This window comes from Paraburkholderia sp. D1E, assembly GCF_052682275.1.
Window position 1 is genome coordinate 8,601,247 of record NZ_JBQYMB010000001.1, and the last position, 17,130, is coordinate 8,618,376.

At 59.6% G+C, this 17,130-nt stretch carries 15 protein-coding genes and 2 pseudogenes; 10 read left to right on the plus strand and 7 right to left on the minus strand.

Annotation, left to right across the window (positions count from 1 at the left end; all coding sequences use genetic code 11):
- Window positions 1-65 precede the first annotated feature (65 nt).
- Window positions 66-2,564: pseudogene (locus ACUN0E_RS38695) on the minus strand (type VI secretion system Vgr family protein); the annotation flags it as partial.
- Between the two features lie 306 nt (window positions 2,565-2,870).
- On the opposite strand from ACUN0E_RS38695, the gene ACUN0E_RS38700 reads away from it, so the two are divergent.
- On the plus strand, window positions 2,871-3,254 hold the full coding sequence (locus tag ACUN0E_RS38700; protein ID WP_445569928.1) for a hypothetical protein: 384 nt from the start codon (window positions 2,871-2,873) through the stop codon (window positions 3,252-3,254).
- A 28-nt stretch (window positions 3,255-3,282) separates the two neighbouring features.
- Here ACUN0E_RS38700 and ACUN0E_RS38705 read toward each other — a convergent pair whose 3' ends face one another.
- From ACUN0E_RS38705 to ACUN0E_RS38720, 4 genes are read right to left on the minus strand one after another with little or no spacing between them, the layout of a single operon-like run.
- Entirely contained in the window at window positions 3,283-3,858 is a 576-nt protein-coding gene (locus tag ACUN0E_RS38705; protein WP_445569929.1) for a hypothetical protein, read from the minus strand.
- Window positions 3,859-3,867: 9 nt separating this feature from the next.
- Window positions 3,868-4,125 (minus strand): HlyD family efflux transporter periplasmic adaptor subunit, encoded by a 258-nt coding sequence (locus ACUN0E_RS38710; RefSeq protein ID WP_445569930.1) that lies wholly within the window; start codon window positions 4,123-4,125, stop codon window positions 3,868-3,870.
- Complete coding sequence (locus ACUN0E_RS38715; RefSeq protein WP_445569931.1) at window positions 4,122-4,502, minus strand: hypothetical protein; 381 nt, start codon at window positions 4,500-4,502, stop codon at window positions 4,122-4,124. Before ACUN0E_RS38715 ends, ACUN0E_RS38710 begins: the two co-directional genes overlap by 4 nt.
- Window positions 4,499-4,714: a helix-turn-helix transcriptional regulator gene (locus ACUN0E_RS38720; protein ID WP_445570592.1), complete on the minus strand. Its 216-nt coding sequence runs from the start codon at window positions 4,712-4,714 to the stop codon at window positions 4,499-4,501. Before ACUN0E_RS38720 ends, ACUN0E_RS38715 begins: the two co-directional genes overlap by 4 nt.
- 414 nt (window positions 4,715-5,128) lie before the next feature.
- On the opposite strand from ACUN0E_RS38720, the gene ACUN0E_RS38725 reads away from it, so the two are divergent.
- The 6 genes and pseudogenes from ACUN0E_RS38725 to ACUN0E_RS38750 all read left to right on the plus strand — a co-directional run bounded on the left by ACUN0E_RS38725 (window position 5,129) and on the right by ACUN0E_RS38750 (window position 10,619).
- Complete coding sequence (locus ACUN0E_RS38725; RefSeq protein ID WP_445569932.1) at window positions 5,129-5,440, plus strand: hypothetical protein; 312 nt, start codon at window positions 5,129-5,131, stop codon at window positions 5,438-5,440.
- Between the two features lie 531 nt (window positions 5,441-5,971).
- Window positions 5,972-6,445: pseudogene (locus ACUN0E_RS38730) on the plus strand (DUF6932 family protein); the annotation flags it as partial.
- A gap of 8 nt (window positions 6,446-6,453) precedes the next feature.
- Window positions 6,454-7,434 carry a hypothetical protein gene (locus ACUN0E_RS38735; protein WP_445569933.1) on the plus strand — a complete coding sequence of 327 codons (981 nt, stop codon included), beginning with the start codon at window positions 6,454-6,456 and terminating at the stop codon, window positions 7,432-7,434.
- 748 nt (window positions 7,435-8,182) lie between these two features.
- Window positions 8,183-8,842, plus strand: a complete 660-nt coding sequence (locus ACUN0E_RS38740) for a hypothetical protein (protein ID WP_408333093.1) — start codon at window positions 8,183-8,185, stop codon at window positions 8,840-8,842.
- 272 nt (window positions 8,843-9,114) lie between these two features.
- Window positions 9,115-9,489, plus strand: a complete 375-nt coding sequence (locus ACUN0E_RS38745) for a hypothetical protein (RefSeq protein ID WP_445569934.1) — start codon at window positions 9,115-9,117, stop codon at window positions 9,487-9,489.
- A 317-nt stretch (window positions 9,490-9,806) separates the two neighbouring features.
- Window positions 9,807-10,619 (plus strand): mechanosensitive ion channel family protein, encoded by an 813-nt coding sequence (locus tag ACUN0E_RS38750; RefSeq protein ID WP_408216126.1) that lies wholly within the window; start codon window positions 9,807-9,809, stop codon window positions 10,617-10,619.
- 164 nt (window positions 10,620-10,783) lie between these two features.
- Here ACUN0E_RS38750 and ACUN0E_RS38755 read toward each other — a convergent pair whose 3' ends face one another.
- Window positions 10,784-11,455 (minus strand): DedA family protein, encoded by a 672-nt coding sequence (locus ACUN0E_RS38755; protein WP_408333096.1) that lies wholly within the window; start codon window positions 11,453-11,455, stop codon window positions 10,784-10,786.
- Window positions 11,456-11,728: 273 nt separating this feature from the next.
- Between ACUN0E_RS38755 and mutL the strand changes: the two genes are divergently transcribed.
- Together mutL and miaA are read left to right on the plus strand one after the other, a co-directional pair.
- Window positions 11,729-13,771: a DNA mismatch repair endonuclease MutL gene (gene mutL / locus ACUN0E_RS38760; protein ID WP_445569935.1), complete on the plus strand. Its 2,043-nt coding sequence runs from the start codon at window positions 11,729-11,731 to the stop codon at window positions 13,769-13,771.
- A gap of 43 nt (window positions 13,772-13,814) precedes the next feature.
- A complete protein-coding gene (gene miaA, locus ACUN0E_RS38765) occupies window positions 13,815-14,762 on the plus strand; it encodes a tRNA (adenosine(37)-N6)-dimethylallyltransferase MiaA (RefSeq protein ID WP_445569936.1) in 948 nt (315 codons plus the stop codon).
- Between the two features lie 70 nt (window positions 14,763-14,832).
- Here the strand turns inward: miaA and purM are convergent, their stop codons facing one another.
- Window positions 14,833-15,888 carry a phosphoribosylformylglycinamidine cyclo-ligase gene (gene purM / locus ACUN0E_RS38770; RefSeq protein WP_445569937.1) on the minus strand — a complete coding sequence of 352 codons (1,056 nt, stop codon included), beginning with the start codon at window positions 15,886-15,888 and terminating at the stop codon, window positions 14,833-14,835.
- A 159-nt stretch (window positions 15,889-16,047) separates the two neighbouring features.
- On the opposite strand from purM, the gene ACUN0E_RS38775 reads away from it, so the two are divergent.
- Window positions 16,048-17,124 carry an AI-2E family transporter gene (locus ACUN0E_RS38775; protein ID WP_408333108.1) on the plus strand — a complete coding sequence of 359 codons (1,077 nt, stop codon included), beginning with the start codon at window positions 16,048-16,050 and terminating at the stop codon, window positions 17,122-17,124.
- Window positions 17,125-17,130: the final 6 nt, after the last annotated feature.

The following is a 17,130-nucleotide window of genomic DNA, read 5'->3' on the forward strand; positions in this document are numbered from 1 at the left end:
TGTTTTTGTTGGCTGTTGTCAGACAGGTTCGGTCGTTCGCGCGATCAGCCGGAAAAATCGACTGACCGGCTCGGCGTGCTGTCATTCCATGACGGAAACTTTTCATCGATCCGGGTCGGGCCGTTGAAGCTGTGCTGCGCGCCCTTCACGTCGATGTTACCTGGAGCGTGAATCTCGATGTTGCCGTCCTTGAGGCGGATATACGCGCCCCCTGAGGTCAACAGAATTTCGCCCTTGGCGATAGCCTGAATCTGATCGGTCGCTGAAACAAGCTTGACGCTTTTTTGTGCGGTGAGCTCGATGTTGTCGTTGTGCGCCTGGATCTCCACCTTGCCTTTCGCTGCGAACAGTTTCATCCCGGCGTTCTGGACGAAGAAGCTCAGCTTCTGCGCGACGCTCGCGATCAACGATTTGCCAGTTGCGATGTGCGTGCTCTGTCCGCTCACGAGGTTGGTCTGTGCATCGCTGGCGATATGCACGGACTGCTGCGTGGACAAAGCAATGCCGGAAGGGCTGCCGAACAGCATGAGCGGTTCTCTGAACGCATTTGCGCTTCCTGTTCCACCGCCCGCGGTGTTTCCGCCTGTCGATGAACCCGACACGTTGTTCTGTGTTGCGTCGGTGAAAGACTTCAGCGAGTCGTAGCCGTCCTTGAGACTTTCCGCCTGGTGCGTGGTGCTGGCGTCGGACATCGATTCCAGCACGCTTTCGGAATTCACCAGTTGCGAGGTTGTTTGCCGCGCATCCAGCGGCTGGCTGGTTGCCGGATAGGTAGTGACATACAGACCTTGGCCCGCTCGCACTGCACCGTAGGCGTCAGACTTCAGATCGAAGCCGCTGCCCAGGTATGATCCCCGCGTGTTGCCGCTCTGGGCGATGAGATAACCCAGGTGCAAATGCGCATTCGTGCTCGTGGAGTACAAATGAACGCGGCTCTGGCCTGTCGAGTCATCCATCACCATCTGGTTGTAGCCGCTGCCCTGATATTCCTTGGACTTGTAGCCAGAGAGCAACCCGTTGGAATGCCAGTGCGGTTGTGTCGCGCCGTTATAGACGCGCCCCGTTACGAGCGGCCTGTCGCAATCGCCGTCAACCCAGTTAATCAGGACCTCTTCGCCGACCCTTGGGACATGCACACCGCCGTATCCGCCACCCGCATCGGACATGGCAACCCGCACCCAGCATGATGCTTTTTCGTCGCCGTCATTGAGTCGGTCCCAATGAAAGCGGACCTTGATGCGATTGAGTTGGTCGGTATAGACCTCTTCGTTTGCCGGTCCGACAACAATCACTGACTGCAGATGCATTACCGGCTTGTGATGTTCAAACGGGCTACGATACGGCACAACTTTGCGCTGCGCTTCTACTTCAACGAGGAAAAAGCCTTCGCTGCCATCAGCGTGTCTGACCTTCAATCCCTCTTCAGAGGCGTGACTCGATCTGACCGTCGTCAGTTCGCCTTTCAGGCTGTGCGGAAAATCGGCGTCCTGACTGGACACCGGCAGGTTGTTTGCAATGAACCATGTCACCTCGATAATGGCGAATTGCCGGTTCTGCCCACTATCCGTGGCGTGGTCAGGGTGGTCATCCAGTTCAAACCAGCGACCGGCATCCATCCGCCGCACACCGCCGGAACCGTAAAAACGCTTCGCCCGTGATTCCCATTCTTCCATCCGGATTTTTGAGAGGGCATCACCCCGGTCCTGGCTACCGTAGGTGTAGGCACCGGTGTATTCATATACCTCGGCTTGCTGGGGCAGGTTTCCCTGCGTGGGAAGCGTCGGGATGTTTGTGCCTTTTGGATTAGCAGCGGAAGCCGGTGCCTTGTAATCGAAGGTACGGGTCGTGAGTGTTGTGCTTTGAAGTGTTCGTGTGCCCGACCACTGCACCAGGGCATCAGTTTCGCTATTCGTGCCCGCGCGATAGAACTCGACGGTCTGGGGCGAAAGCGGCTGGAATGTATCGAGGCTGTCTGTGACGACAAGGGTATGCGACTTGCCGTCGCTGGCCTGCTCGAAGTAGCCGAACAGCCCTTCGCTTTCCATCAGCCGGTGGACGAAATGCCAGTCGTCCTCGTATTGCATGCAGAATGAGCGCGACGGCAGCGGCTTGCTCAACGCAAACCGAAATGCCCCTTGGGCCTGCGGGTGCATGTTGAATACATCAGTCAGGATTTCGTCGGCCGGCTTGTCCTGCCAGATTCGCGCATCCTTGCGAAAGCGCAGAAAGTGCATCCACGATGCATAGCCGATCTGATAACTCGTGAGCCCGCTGTCCGACCCGAGACGGCGGGCGGTGTGAACATAGCCGTGCTGAGGCAGATAGGACCTGCCAGTCTGCTGCATCCAAAGCGTGACAGGCTGGGCGATCAGCGTTTTGAGTTCAACGGTGTCGGAGGTGGAAACAACATCAACGGTGAATTCGAAATGGCGGCCGATTCGCGAATGACCGACAACCCGCTGGGGCACAAGGACATTATTTCCCAGTGCAGTATCCAGCTTCAGCAGGCGATCACTCTGGACGAGTCCGCCAGTTATTGCCCCGATTATGTCCTGCGCACCCATACTGCCTCTTCTTTCTTGTTAGCTGACTGAGCGACCGCGCTCTGCGCGATTTTACGAAAGTTCAGATGAATCGGCCAGCTATTCAATGTCAGTAAGTGTGAGGCGACATGTAGTTTCGAACCTGAATATGCGAGTGGCATATCTCCAAATTCTGTCAAATAACTTCCCGGATATTCTTTCAGTTTGACAAATGGATTACGATGCCCGGTTTTAAACGGCGGCAATCAGATTGCCCAATCCATGTCACAAAATCGCAAGAGGCGATCCGCAGGGAGTCAGTCGGGCAGAAAGCCGCTTGGCAAGACCATGCTATTGCCGCACACGGCTACTTTTGTGCGCGAACAGTCGCTGCACTGGCACCTCGCCCTGGCAGCATTTCAGGCTGGCAAGGGCAACGGCGATCTGCTGGCAGAGCTGGTAAAGGCGCTCTATCTTGCCTGGTATCTTCAGGAGGCTGGGTTCGGTGCGGCGGAGCGTGAACTGTATCTTGATGCGGAACGCATTCTGGATGCGGCGGCCAGAAACGCGAGCAAAAACATCTGGCTCATCGAAGCAGCCGACTGCTTGCCGATTACCGGGATTCTCGATTTACACGAACGGCAGTTGCAGCGCGCCTCCGTTTATGCAGTCGGTGAAGCCCGGCAGCGTGTGCTGCATTTCGGAAAGAGCGACAAGCGGTCACCGTGGTGACCTTTCAGCTTTTCTTGAGATGTGCGCTTCATTGGGCGCCGAGTGTCTGGGAGACAGCCGGTGCACTGGTCCGGTTCGAGGCCGGCACCGCCTCCTCAACAACGGCGCGGCGCAGCTGTTCTGTCGGGCGCCAGTGCCGCGCCAGGGTGTGGCCATACGGACTGTTCTCATGCTCGCAACCGAGCCGAAAACGCTCGGCGACCGCCGCGCATAACTTTTCCTCGATTTCCACAATGCGTTTGTCGAGCGCATGCATGGCGTCCTCCTGCTCCCCACGCGCGAGGGCTCGTTCGGTATCCTGTACTGCCTGGGCGGCGTGCTCACAGGCCCGCCCTGCTTCCTCGACCCTCGGCTGAATCGCGGCAATCAACCCCCGAAGGTCTGTGGCGTCGGCGTTCGCGGTGGCCAGGCGTGCGCCCGCCACGTGCTCATCGAGTTTGCCGGCGCGCAGGTCGGCCAGCGCATCTGCGTGTTTGGCCTGAGCGTCCGCCAGTCGCGCCTCGAGCGCATCAGCTTCGGCCCGGACTTTTGCCGCTGATGCCGCTGCGGTCTCGAGGGCTGCGCGGGCACCCGCGAGGCGGTGTGCATGCTTTTTGATCGTCATCAGATATCCTCAAATGTTCTCAATGTCGAATCGGGCGAGCAAGGTTCGCTGGCGTTCGTCGGCGTCGCCAACGATGCGCTCGGCCTCGGCCCTGATCCGCGCGGCGGTGATATCGGCGGCGGCCTGAGCCGCACGCTTGTCGTCCACTACGATGCGTGCGGCCTCGGCCTCGAACAGGCGCAGTTCGGCGCGCAGCGTGGTCGTATCGGCACCGCTCGCCAGCGCCCGATGCAGTTGCTGCCGTGCCTTTTCCAGTCGGGTTCTCAACGGTCCCTCCGCGATAGGATTGCCAGCTCTCGCACCAGCCGGTCAAACGCCCCTTGATGTTTCCGGCTGCCGAAGTCGCCCGACGCCCTGACCGGTGCCGGATGGCTCACGCGCGCGCCGACGGCGCGTTGCCACTGGCCACCCAGCGACTTCGAGAGCGGCTCGCCGCCGAAAATGCGCTGAAGAAGCTCCTTTTGTGGCGCAAGGCCCATGCTCAATGCCGCCTCGACCCTCGTGGCCTCCGTGCCTGTGATGCGCCCGGCCGACAGTGCCGTCAGCGCCTTGGCAAGCACTTCCTTCTTCAAATGCGCTGGCGTGTACGCCGAGATCGGCGCCCCGGACTTCACGTATAGCGACGCTTTTGTGGGCTGGTTCATTGGGATATCTCCCTCGCGCGAGGGCGCGTTGCGATCCAGTGATCGACTTCTGGATCCAGAAATCCGATGCAATGCTGGGAGAGGCGAACGGGTGACGGAAACGCGCCAATTTTGATCAGCCGGTTGAAGCTGTTTTTCGACAGGCCTGTGCGTCGAATCACGGCCCGCATCCGGCTGATGCCGTCCCGGTTCGGTGGCGACTGGCTTGACATAGGCACGGGTGATCCTGCATGAATCCGCGTGGCCGCAGACTGGTTTCCAGCATGCTGTCACGACCAGAGCCGTGCGAGAGGTCGTGACGGCACCCTCGCGTCATGGACGTCAAATACTTCGAATCGCCGGTTTTTCAGGGGATTTTGCTATTCCGGTGTGAGCGATTGCGCGCGGATATCACGGCGCAATGCTGCGGGCGAAACTTCATGGCTGCGACTGCGCTGGCGTGCGTGGGTTGTCCTGTCGGTCTACGTCACGCTGAGGCGCTTTCATCTGGCGCGAAGGAAGAGAAAGGCGCCTCTCGCTGGAATGCCGGTGCTCCGCTCGCCTGTGTTCGATGCCGGCGCGACGGCACGACCGCCGGTGCACGTCTGGTCGGGCGTTTCCGATTGGTGCGTAGTCGCACACTATGCATGACCTGTTACAACCGCGAGCGGGAATTCCTGCACGGTAAAAACGCGAAAGGTGGAGCGCCGATCAAGTGGAGCGGCCTGCGCCAGGCGCACGTGGAAATCCAGTTGCATGGCAAGCAGCGATGTCTCGACATTGGTTTGCGTTCGGGCAGAGCGGAAGCTGAGCGTCTTGTCGCACGCTGCTGGCCTGAGGCCACCGTTACCCGGATCTGGCTGGGCGCCGAACCGTCACCTGTCATGCCCACGCACCACCCGGTCGCCGCGACGGGCGCGAGCGCATGGCACGCAGCAACACCAGAGATGGCACGCTAAGGTGGCTTCCAATTCGTGAATGAGGGCGCGTAAGCTGACGACTTTCGATATGAGATGCTGGATTTCCCGATCTGATTCGAACTTGATCACGTGCTTGAGCCGCATAGCCCCCCAGTTCATTGGTCGATGGCGACCAAAACTCGGGCAGTCGGGGGCGCGGCATGTCTGCTCTCAAGTGCTGTATGGATATACAGTACAATTGAGTTGTTAGGGCGATAACCTCGCTGTTGCGAAAACTGGGACGCTTAAGCACGACTGGTATGTTCGGCTTGATATCTCTCGTTGGCGGATCGTTGACCCCGGCAATTGCTTCCGACTTCCGCGTTTTTGCGCCTAAGTTACAATCCGCACGGTCGGCTAAAGCCGCATCTTGCTGGTACCGCTTCGCAAAACGGGCACGCGTGCTGAGAGACCGCGTGCAACAGAAGATAGATCGGGGTAAATTTCCAGTGATACCTGCCTTCAATGCATCGATGGTGCTGCCGCCGTTTATAGGAGACTCTCCGACGGCGCGCGCGGCCGGTTTCTCCATACACTGCGTCGTTCTTTGAATTTGCGGTGAGATTCGGTCAGTCAGAGGCCCGTTGCGCAATATTGCGCGGCCTTCATACGTATAGATCCGAGTTGCGAGCCAATGGTTTTGTGGACGGGTTCCAATGGCTCGATGGCAGTTTCTCCGAGGACGTGGAAGTGTCGAGGGGACGACCTCCCGGCGACGTGGATGTGGTGACGTACGCGTATAGACCTGCGCACTTGCAGGACCAGGGTCAGTTTGATGAGTGGTTCTTTCTAAATCGCTCCTGGTTCAATCCTGCAGGGTTGAAGAAAAGACTGCACTGCGAAGCGTTTTTTATTGATATGCAGAAACCTCCTCACATGCTCGTGGACGATGTTCGCTATTGGGCAGGTTTGTTTTCGCACCAACGGGACACGTTCTTGTGGAAAGGCATGGTCCGGGTTCCTCTGGTCTCGGACGATGATGATGCTGTGGTTTTGCTAGGTTAGGAGGAACAATGCTAAAGAAGCTCGAACGAGATGCGTTGGCTGCCGACCTCGCTGCCGTACAGAACATCCTTGACGCGCGATCATCGGACGACGATCCGATTGGGGTTTATCAGTACGAGATGCGTAAGGCCGATCTCGAGGAGAAGCTCAGCCATATTGAAACGAAACATGACCCACACGCCTCGCTAGCGGTTTTCTTTGGAGGTGGACCGGTTCAGGGATCGCGCGGCATTAATGCGGATTTTGCAGGCGGTGCGCTCGAAGACGTACAGGAATTGATTAAGAGATGCCTTGCGACACGGGAAATCGGACCCCTTGCTGAGCGCGGTCGTGTTCCACTTCGTGGAAATGCGCAAATGCTGGTTACTGACGTGGCTCGCGGCTCTTTCGGTTTTCTGCTGGAAGAAGCTGACGGCGATATTCCTCTCATCGATACAGTGTTGAAAGACGTTGTCGATGAGGTTGCCGAGTTGGTCAGTCGCATAGCGTCGGCGGATGAACCAGCTTTTGTTCAAGCGACAGAGTCACTGGACGGTCGGATTTTGCTGTCGTTGCGCCAATTTTTTCGTCGGTTGGATGAAGGTGAGGCAACGGTTAGATTCGTCGAGGACGATCGAGATTTCCTCTTGGATCGATCGGCAGTGAGTCGTGCGCGGAATCGGACTGAAGCTATCGATATCGATGAGAGAGGGCAGGAATTTGAAGGGACACTTTTTTTGCTCCCCGACTCGAAGAGATTCGAGCTGCACACGATGGTTGAGGGGCAACACGTTACGCTGAGCGGCCCGGTGAGCCGCGATGTGCTACGCCAGTTGGCCGGCGAACCAGAACTCGACGCTGCTCCAATCGATCCTCGAGACATTCCACGCGTGAAGTGGAAAGTGATGGTCAAGGTCCGTCAGATCAGGGAACGCGGTCGCGCGACGCGAACAGCGTATACGCTCGTGAAACTGATAGAGCCGCAGGCACAGTCGACGTTCAATGCATGATTGAATCCGTTGTCATATTGCCCTTTGCGATCGCAACAACTGAACGGTGTCTTTGTGCTGTCGGCCAGTGGCGTGGGTTGAAAGAAAGCATCGTCTCTCGTTCGAATCTTCTGGATAACTGCGAATATCTGCTCGATGTGTATAAGTGACTACTGGGGCGCGGCAAATCTTTGGACGGTCTACGGGCACAGTCAATTCGACAGTGTCGCCATCGTTAGCGTTGGCCGTCGGGATTGGCCACTCTGCTGCAGGGACGCCGGAATCACGGCGCAAGCGCACGGCGAATAACTATCCCCGCGGATCATCCTGTGTAGTGACCGACCAGATGCTAGTGTAATTCCTGTGTAACCGTGCCCAGAAAATTACACAAAAACGCGGAATTACGTAGAATGTTGCATCGCAATATAAATTGCCAAAATCCTTATTGGATGTGGCTTTCCGGAACAAATCGGAACTCTCCAGAATACCCACCACGATTCCTTTTAATCCGTTGGTCACAGGTTCGAATCCCGTACGGCCTACCAAAAGATTCAAGGGCTTGCACGCGTCAGCGTCGCAAGCCCTTTTCTTTTTGCGGCCCGCGCGCCGCCCTCCCCGCTCGATCCCCCGAATAGTTCGACACCCCACAGACCGCCCGCGTCTTCGGCAAGCATGATCGTTTCACGGTGCCGGACGAGCACCCCAAAAAGACCATAAGACAGGGCTGCCAGGCCAACGACCCCGCTGCCCATCCGCCCAGGGGGCGCCCATGAACACGGCAAAAGTAATCTGGGTAGTAGGTTTGGCGATCTCGATCGAAACATCGCATGCTCAGGAAATATTCCTGGAGGGCGGGACGCTCGGTGTCGGCATCGGCGCGGCGCTGAACGTCACATCCTGGTTCGGCATGCACGCCGACTTCAACGCAATCAACTTCTCGCATGACTTTACGGTGGGCGGAAATCGCTATGCCGATGGCGTGCGTCTTCGCCAGGGCGGCCTCTATGGTGATCTGTTCCCGTGGTCGAACAGCGGGTTTCGGGTCACCGCCGGTCTTCGCTTCACGGACGATGAGGTCAGCGGCAATTCCATTCCCACAAACGGCACCTACACATTCAAAGGCAAGACCACACCCGCCTTTCCGGGCGAATATGCGACCGCCACCGTCAAGTACCCGACCGTGATGCCTTATCTGGGGGTGGGCTATGGCTTGCAACCCACGGCCAAAGGATTTGGCCTGGTGGTCGATCTTGGCGTCGCTTATGGCCTGCCGCACTCGTCCTATACGTTGTCACCGGCCCTTGCGCAGGTCGCGGGTCCTGCAATGAGCCAGGAGATTATCGCGACCGGCTTGCAACAACTGAGGGACAAGGCCTCGCCCTACCGATGGTATCCGACGCTGCAAGTTGGTCTTTCGTACCACTTTTGATCGTGCAGGCAGACGCACTTGCCGTCGCGGCGGCTTTTCGTACGGTGCGTAACATTCTCACAGCGCAAATCACAATGACCCACGCGACCACCAGCCCCCTCTTACATAGCGCCTCTTAGATACGGAACAGATACAACGGACTCCGAACATTGATATTTATTGAGACATAAAGACGTGCAATGATCGCCGCCGGTTCTGCGAATCACGCCGCAACCCTGCGTGCGCAGACGCCCTGGCAACGCCACAGATCCCTGCACCTTCATTCCGTCATCATGTCCAATTTTCTGTTCGACCTCGTCTCGAACCTTGCTTTGCTGACTATCGTGCTGATCGCGTGTCATCTGTGCAACCGGCTCGTGCCCGGCGCCGCGGTCAATGGCGCGCATATTTTCGTCGCACTGGTTTTGGCCGCCTTGCTGCTCGATGCCGCGCTGACCTTTCTCGTGTTCGCCGATGCGCAGAGCCGCTATGGCAAGTTCAGCACGTCGAGTGCATTCTTCGAACGCGCCAGCGCGTACGTCCTGGCAGCCATTGCCGCATTGGCGTGGCAGTACGCAGCACGTCGCACGCGCCCCGCCAAAGCTAACAACGAGAACGCCCTGATCATTCGCACGTCCCCGTATTCCGAATCCCAACTGCCGATGTAATCCCACGCGATCCGGACACGGGATTTCGTCAGCGACAAACCCACGACACGAGCGCGTGCCGAAGAGCGCCGAGGGCGTTCCAATATCCCTGGGAAGGGCACGTCTCACCCTTCCAGAACGCCGCAATATGCGGTCCGTTTTCTCTCTTCACGCAATCCGCATCATCATCAGGAACGGACCTTGCGTATGGACGCGCCGTCGCCTATAACTTCCGAAGACCGAGAGTTACCGTTTGCGCCCGCCACCGGGGCATTTGCCGCTGTATTGCGCTACCGCCGTTCAATCAGTCGAAGGCAACTTAACCAACGAGGAACATCTTGGATCTCGAAACCGTACGCGTGTTCATCATGACCCGAGGCATCGACCTCGGCACCAAGGTACTCGGCGCGATCGTGTTGTGGATCGTCGGCCGCTGGGTCATTGGCCTGATCACCGGCTTGCTTCGCAAACTGCTATCGAAAAACGGCCGCGTCGATCCAACGCTCGCTCATTACCTCGGTTCGATTCTCGGCGCACTGCTGAACCTGATGCTGATCCTTGCGATCCTGCAAGTGTTCGGCGTCCAGACTACCTCGTTCGCCGCCTTGCTCGCCGGTCTCGGTCTCGCAATCGGCACTGCGTGGGGTGGCTTGCTCGCCCACTTCGCGGCAGGCATCTTCATGCAGGTACTGCGGCCGTTCAAGGTGGGCGATTTTGTCACGGCAGGCGGCGTTACCGGCACGGTCTCCGAGTTGGGTCTGTTCGGCACGACCATCGTGACGCCGGACAACGTGACGACCATCGTCGGCAACAACAAGATATTCTCCGACACGATCTCGAATTACAGCGTACTGCCAGTGCGGCGTGTCGAGTTGACAGCGAAGATCGCCAACGGCGTCGACCCTACGGATGCGATGAGTCGGCTGAAGGCGGCCATCACGAAGATTCCGAACGTGGTCGAAAGCCCGGCGCCGGATATCGAAGTGCTGAGCTTCACACCGGAAGGACCGTTGTTGTGCGTGCGGCCCTATACCAGCAATGAGCACTACTGGCAGGTCTACTTCGACACCAATCGTGCGATCGTTCAGACGTTCAAGGAAGCCGGCTATCCGACACCGGAAACGCCACTTGCGCCGCGTGCGGTGACGTGAGCACGACCGGGATTCAGGTCAGCAGCCGGTCGTGACTTGCCGGGACGACAAGCTTGCTCACAACTTTCAGGGTCCGGCTCAACGGAATCAGGACCGTAAAATGAAAACGGCGTCGCGAGATTTGCGACGCCGTTTGTTCATCTTGCTTCGCACTACCTGATGCCTCAGCGGCTACCGGCCTTGGACGCGTTCTTACGCGTCATTTTCCATACAGCACCAAGCACAACCGGCACCACGGCCGCGCCGATACCGACCAGCACAATCAGATTCAGATACTGTCGGATGAACGGAATGTTGCCGAAGAAGTAACCAAGCAACACCAGCAGCAACACCCAAAACAACGCACCGAGGATGTTGAACAACTGGAACCGGCTAACCGTCATCTCCGAGGCGCCAGCAACGAACGGGGCAAAAGTCCGCACCACCGGAATGAAACGCGCCAGCACGATGGTTTTGCCGCCATGCTTTTCATAGAAGTTATGAGTCTTCTGCAGCGCGGTACGGTCGAGGAAGCGCTCGAGAAAGGGGATGTGTGAATTGAACACCCGCGGCCCGATGGACCGCCCGATCATGTAGTTCACCGTGTTGCCGGTGACCGCCGCGACGAGCAGCAGCACGATCAGCAGACCAAGGTTCATTTCACCGGTCGCGCAAAAAGCGCCGCCAATGAACAGCAGCGAATCGCCAGGCAGGAACGGCAGAACGACCAGCCCCGTTTCGCAGAACACAATCAGAAACAGCACCGCATAGACCCAGGCGCCGTACTCGTGAATGAAGACGCCCAGAAACTTGTCGATGTGCAAGACAAGGTTGGCGAACTGTAGCAGCGTGTCCAAAAAGCGTCCTTTATTAAGCGAATGTGGGTGTGGCGGGAACGGCCGCGTGAGCAGCCTTGCGGACGACGAGCAGCGAACGCATGCTCGCTGCCGGAAATTGACCGCGTCATGATACCGAAAGTGCCCGGGTGCGATTAAAAATCTGCCACGCGTGGGCGATTTCGACGTCTTGTGTTCGTCCGGCAATTCGGCTGCCGGCGGCCGCAAGACCGCGGCGATCCGTGCTATCGGGCCACATCCAGCCTGCTCGCGCCGAATCGCTATAATTTCGGCATGTCAGAATTCTCCGAAACGCCTGCCAGCACCGCCGACACGGCCGCAGTTTCCGCCGCCGCGCCCGCCCCACGCCCGTTGCGGGCGATCCTGCCCCTTCCGGATCAGCTGATCAGCCAGATTGCCGCTGGCGAAGTGGTCGAGCGGCCGGCCTCAGTGGTCAAGGAACTGCTGGAAAATGCGCTCGACGCCGGCGCGCAGACGCTGCGCATCCTGCTCGACGAAGGCGGCGTCAAACGCATTTCAATCACCGACGACGGTTGTGGCATCCCCGAAAACGAACTCGCGCTCGCGCTGATGCGTCACGCGACCAGCAAGATCCGCTCACTCGCCGAACTGGAAGCGGTCGCCACGCTGGGGTTTCGCGGCGAAGCGCTGGCGTCGATTGCGTCGGTCGCGCAGATGGCGATCACGAGCCGCACCGCCGAGGCACCACACGCCGTGCGCGTCGACGCGCAAACCGGCGTGCTAAGTCCCGCCGCCGGCACGCAGGGCACTACGATCGAAGTCCGCGAGCTGTACTTCAATACGCCCGCACGCCGCAAATTCCTGAAGAGCGAGCAGACCGAACTCGGCCATTGCCTCGAACAGATTCGTCGCGCTGCGTTGGCGCGGCCGGACGTGGCGATTTCGGTCCTGCATAACGGTAAAGCGGTCGAACACTGGAACGCCAGCGAGCCGCCCGCGCGGGTCGCAAAGATTCTTGGCGAAACCTTCGCGACGGCTCATTTACCGCTCGACGAATCCGCCGGACCGCTTGCTGTCTACGGCTGCGCCGGCCTGCCGACCGCGAGCCGCGGACGCGCCGATCAACAGTATTTCTTCGTCAATGGCCGGTTCGTGCGCGACAAGCTGCTCACGCACGCCGTGCGCGCCGCCTACGAAGACGTACTGCACGGCGACCGCTATCCGTCCTACGTGCTGTTTCTCGACCTGCCGCCAGAAGCGGTCGATGTGAACGTGCATCCGTCGAAAATCGAAGTGCGGTTTCGCGATTCCCGTTCGATTCACCAGTTCGTGTTTCACGCTGTGCAGCGCGCGTTGGCGCGGCATGCGGGTGCGTCGCCGGAAACGACTGCGGGTGGGCATGCTGCGCATCTGGCAGCATCGGCGGGACCTGCTTCGTTTGGAGCGACGCCACTGGGTGGCGCGGGGGCGGGAAGCGGCGCGGGCTTCGGTGCAGCGATCGGCGCAGGCGGCCCTGGCGGCGGCGTCAATAGCGGATTCGGCTCCTCGCAACCGGGCAATACCTGGATGCGTCAGGCGCGCATGACGCAGGGCACGCTGCCGGTTGCGCAACCGCTGGCGTTCTACGACGCCCTCTTCGGTCGTCGGGACACGAACATCGGCACAGCGGAAGGTGCAACGCTGTTCGAAGCGCGCGACTCAGCAGCGGAAGCGCCGTCCCCGTACAACACCTCAGGACCATACGCATCGCCTGCGTTCAATGCCTCAGACGAGCAGCCGCTCGGCTTCGCCCTCGGGCAAATTCACGGCATCTATGTGCTCGCGCAGAACGCGCATGGACTCGTGATTGTCGATATGCACGCCGCGCACGAGCGCATCCTGTACGAGCAGTTCAAGAACGCCCTGGCCGATCGCACGATAGCCGTGCAGCCGCTGCTGATTCCGCAGACGATGCAGGCCGATCCGATCGAAATCGGCACAGTCGAAGAAGAGCACGACACGCTGGACGCACTGGGTTTCGACCTCGCGGTGCTGTCGCCAACTACGCTCGCGATCCGCGCCGTGCCTGCCTTGCTGAAAGACGCCGATCTGCAGGCGCTGGCACGCGCGGTTCTCTCCGACCTGCATGCGTTCGGCGGTTCACGCGTGTTGACCGAGCGCCAGCACGAACTGCTCGGCACGCTCGCGTGCCATCACGCGGTGCGCGCAAACCGGCGTCTGACGCTCGATGAAATGAACGCGCTACTGCGCCAGATGGAGGCGACCGAGCGCGCCGACCAATGCAACCACGGGCGTCCGACGTGGTATCAGTTGACGCTATCCGATCTCGATCGGCTGTTCATGCGTGGGCAATGACGGTGCGCCTGGTTACGTTTCTCCGGCGTGCGCCGTCTTCTCCATGACTTCACGCACGCCCCCGCCGATCCCCTGCCTGTTGGGCCCGACCGCATCCGGCAAAACCGCTGCCGCGCTGACGCTGGCCACACGGCGCCCAGTGGAAATCATCAGCGTCGATTCGGCATTGGTCTATCGCGAGATGGATATCGGCACGGCCAAGCCGACGGCTGAAGAACGCGCGGTGGCGCCGCATCATCTGATCGATATCGTCGATCCGGCGGACGCGTATTCGGCGGCGGAATTTCGCAGCGACGCGTTGCGCCTGATCGGCGAGATCAGCGCGCGCGGGCGGCTGCCGTTATTGGTCGGCGGAACGATGCTGTACTACAAAGCGCTCACACAGGGGCTGAATGACCTGCCGGCCGCCGATGCCGACGTGCGTGCGACGCTCGATACCGACGCCGCACGTGATGGCTGGCCTGCTATGCACGCGCGGCTTGCCGCTGTCGATCCGATTACGGCTGCACGCCTCGCACCGAACGATTCGCAGCGGATTCAGCGGGCGCTCGAAGTTTTCATGCTGACTGGGCAAGCGATGTCCGCTTTGCTGGCCGCCCCCGCTCGAACGGATGACGCCGCTTCAGCGTGGCGCTTCGTGCCTATTGCGTTGGAGCCTTCCGACCGGAGCGTGCTGCACGCGCGCATCGAAAAGCGCTTCGATGCAATGCTGGCCGATGGTTTTATCGACGAAGTGGTGAGATTGCGCGAACGCGGGGATTTGTCGCCCGAGATGCCGTCCATGCGCTGCGTGGGATATCGGCAGGTCTGGGAATATCTCGACGGAGCGGTCGATTATTCGACCATGCGGGATAAGGGGGTCTTTGCTACCCGGCAATTGTGCAAGCGGCAACTCACGTGGTTGCGCAGCATGACAGAGCGGGTTGTTGTTGATTGCTGCGATCCCAACGCGACTGCGCAGGTCGTCAGCTTGATTGAAACGTTGATTTGAGGTTTTTTACCCGCGCGGCGTTTTTTCTATACACCGCGCAGGCAAACCAGCCCTTGGTCAGGCTGGCTGGTTAGACCACTACCGTCTGAGCTTCGCCGGCCGCGCTTTCGCGAATCACGCCGATCTTCCAGACCTGTTCACCGGCAGCCGACAACAGGCCGATCGCTGCGTCAGCATCAGCAGCAGACACAACCACCGCCATCCCGATCCCGCAGTTGAACACGCGGTGCATTTCCGCATCCGCCACGCCGCCGTGCTTCTGCAGCCACGAGAACAGCGGCGGCATCGGCCAGCCACGGTGATCCAGCTCAGCCGTCAGACCTTCGCGCAAAACGCGGGGAATATTTTCGACCAGCCCCCCCCCGGTGATGTGCGCCATACCCTTCACAGCGATCTGCTGCATCAAGGCCAGCAAAGGCTTCACATAAATATGCGTCGGCGCCATCAGCGCATCGGCCAGCGAGCGGCCATCAAAATCCGCATTCAGATCAGGCTGCGCGCGCTCGATGATCTTGCGCACCAGCGAAAAACCATTCGAATGGATACCGCTGGAAGCCAGACCCAGCACCACGTCGCCCGGGGCGATCGTGCTGCCGTCGATAATCTTGCTCTTTTCTACCGCACCGACCGCAAAACCGGCCAGATCGTATTCACCGTCCGGATACATGCCCGGCATTTCAGCCGTCTCGCCACCGATCAGCGCGCAGCCGGACAATTCGCAGCCATACGCGATACCCTTCACGACCGTTGCCGCCGTAGCGACGTCCAGCTTGCCGCAAGCGAAATAATCGAGGAAGAACAGCGGCTCTGCGCCTTGCACCAGAATGTCGTTCACGCTCATCGCCACCAGATCCTGGCCGACGGTGTCGTGTTTGTTCAGTTGAAACGCGAGGCGCAGCTTGGTGCCGACACCGTCCGTGCCCGACACCAGCACCGGTTCCTTGTACTTCTTCGGCACTTCAAACAGCGCGCCAAACCCGCCGATGCCGCCCAGCACGCCGTCGCGCATCGTCTTTTTGGCAAAGGGCTTGATCGCGTCAACAAGGGCGTCGCCCGCGTCGATGTCCACGCCGGCGTCGCGATACGACAACCCTTGGGCGTCAGGGGCGGATTTCGGTTGATTCATGGGGAAGGGCAAGAAGGTCGGTAAAATGCGATTTTACCCGATGCCGACCAGAGTTGGCGCTTCAGCGCTTACTCTGGTCCCATACAGAGTTGCCGGCCGTCTGGCTGGAATTTGAATCATCCTGAATCTTCCGGTCGGGACGACACCTGGGAAACAACTTTGCAACAGAACCCCTCGATCCTGACGCCTGTGCAGCGCCGCGCCTTCATCTGGCTGGCGATCGCGCTGGGCGTCGGCATTCTGCTCTGGCTACTGAGTCCGGTCCTCACGCCGTTCCTGCTCGGTGCCATTCTCGCGTACATTCTGCAACCGGGCGTCGCGTGGATGGTGCGCCGGCGTGTGCCGCGCGGACTCGCCGCCTTGCTGATGATGCTGCTCTTCTCGTTGGTAATGACGCTGCTCGTGCTGCTGGTGCTGGCCGTCATCCAGAAAGAAGGTCCGCAGTTGCGGCAACAGGTGCCGGTTTTCTTCGCGCATGTCAGCGCCTGGCTGCAACCCAAGCTCGCCATGCTGGGCCTCGCCGACTCGCTCGATTTCGCCAGTATCCGCGATCTCGTGATGGGGCAGCTGGAAGGCAGCGCGCAAACCGTCGCGCTGTATGCATGGACCTACATCCGCACCAGCGGCAACGTGATGATGACGGTGGTCGGCAACGCCGTGCTGGTGCCGCTCGTGCTGTTTTATCTGCTATACGACTGGAACCGCATGCTCGCCCGCATGCAGATCGTGGTGCCGCGCCGCTGGCTCGACAAGACGCTGCAACTCGCGCGCGACATGGACCAGATGCTGTCGCAATACCTGCGCGGCCAGTTGCTCGTGATGGGGGTGCTCGCAGTCTATTATGCGATTGCGCTGACCATCGCCGGCTTCGAAATCGCGCTGCCGGTGGGTATTTTCACGGGCCTCGCGGTGTTCATTCCGTATATCGGTTTTGCAACCGGTCTCGCGCTGGCGCTGCTCGCGGCACTGCTGCAGTTCGGCGACTGGTACGGCTTCGGCGCGGTCGCGTTGATTTACGGCGTCGGCCAGATCGTGGAGAGCTTTTATCTCACGCCGCGCCTCGTCGGCGAACGGATTGGCCTGCACCCGCTCGCGGTAATCTTCGCGTTGCTCGCGTTCGGTCAACTGTTCGGCTTTTTCGGCGTGTTGCTGGCGCTGCCGGTCAGCGCCATTCTGTCGGTAGCGATGCGCGAGTTGCGTCAAAGCTACCTGGAAAGCACGCTTTACAACAACTGAGTCACT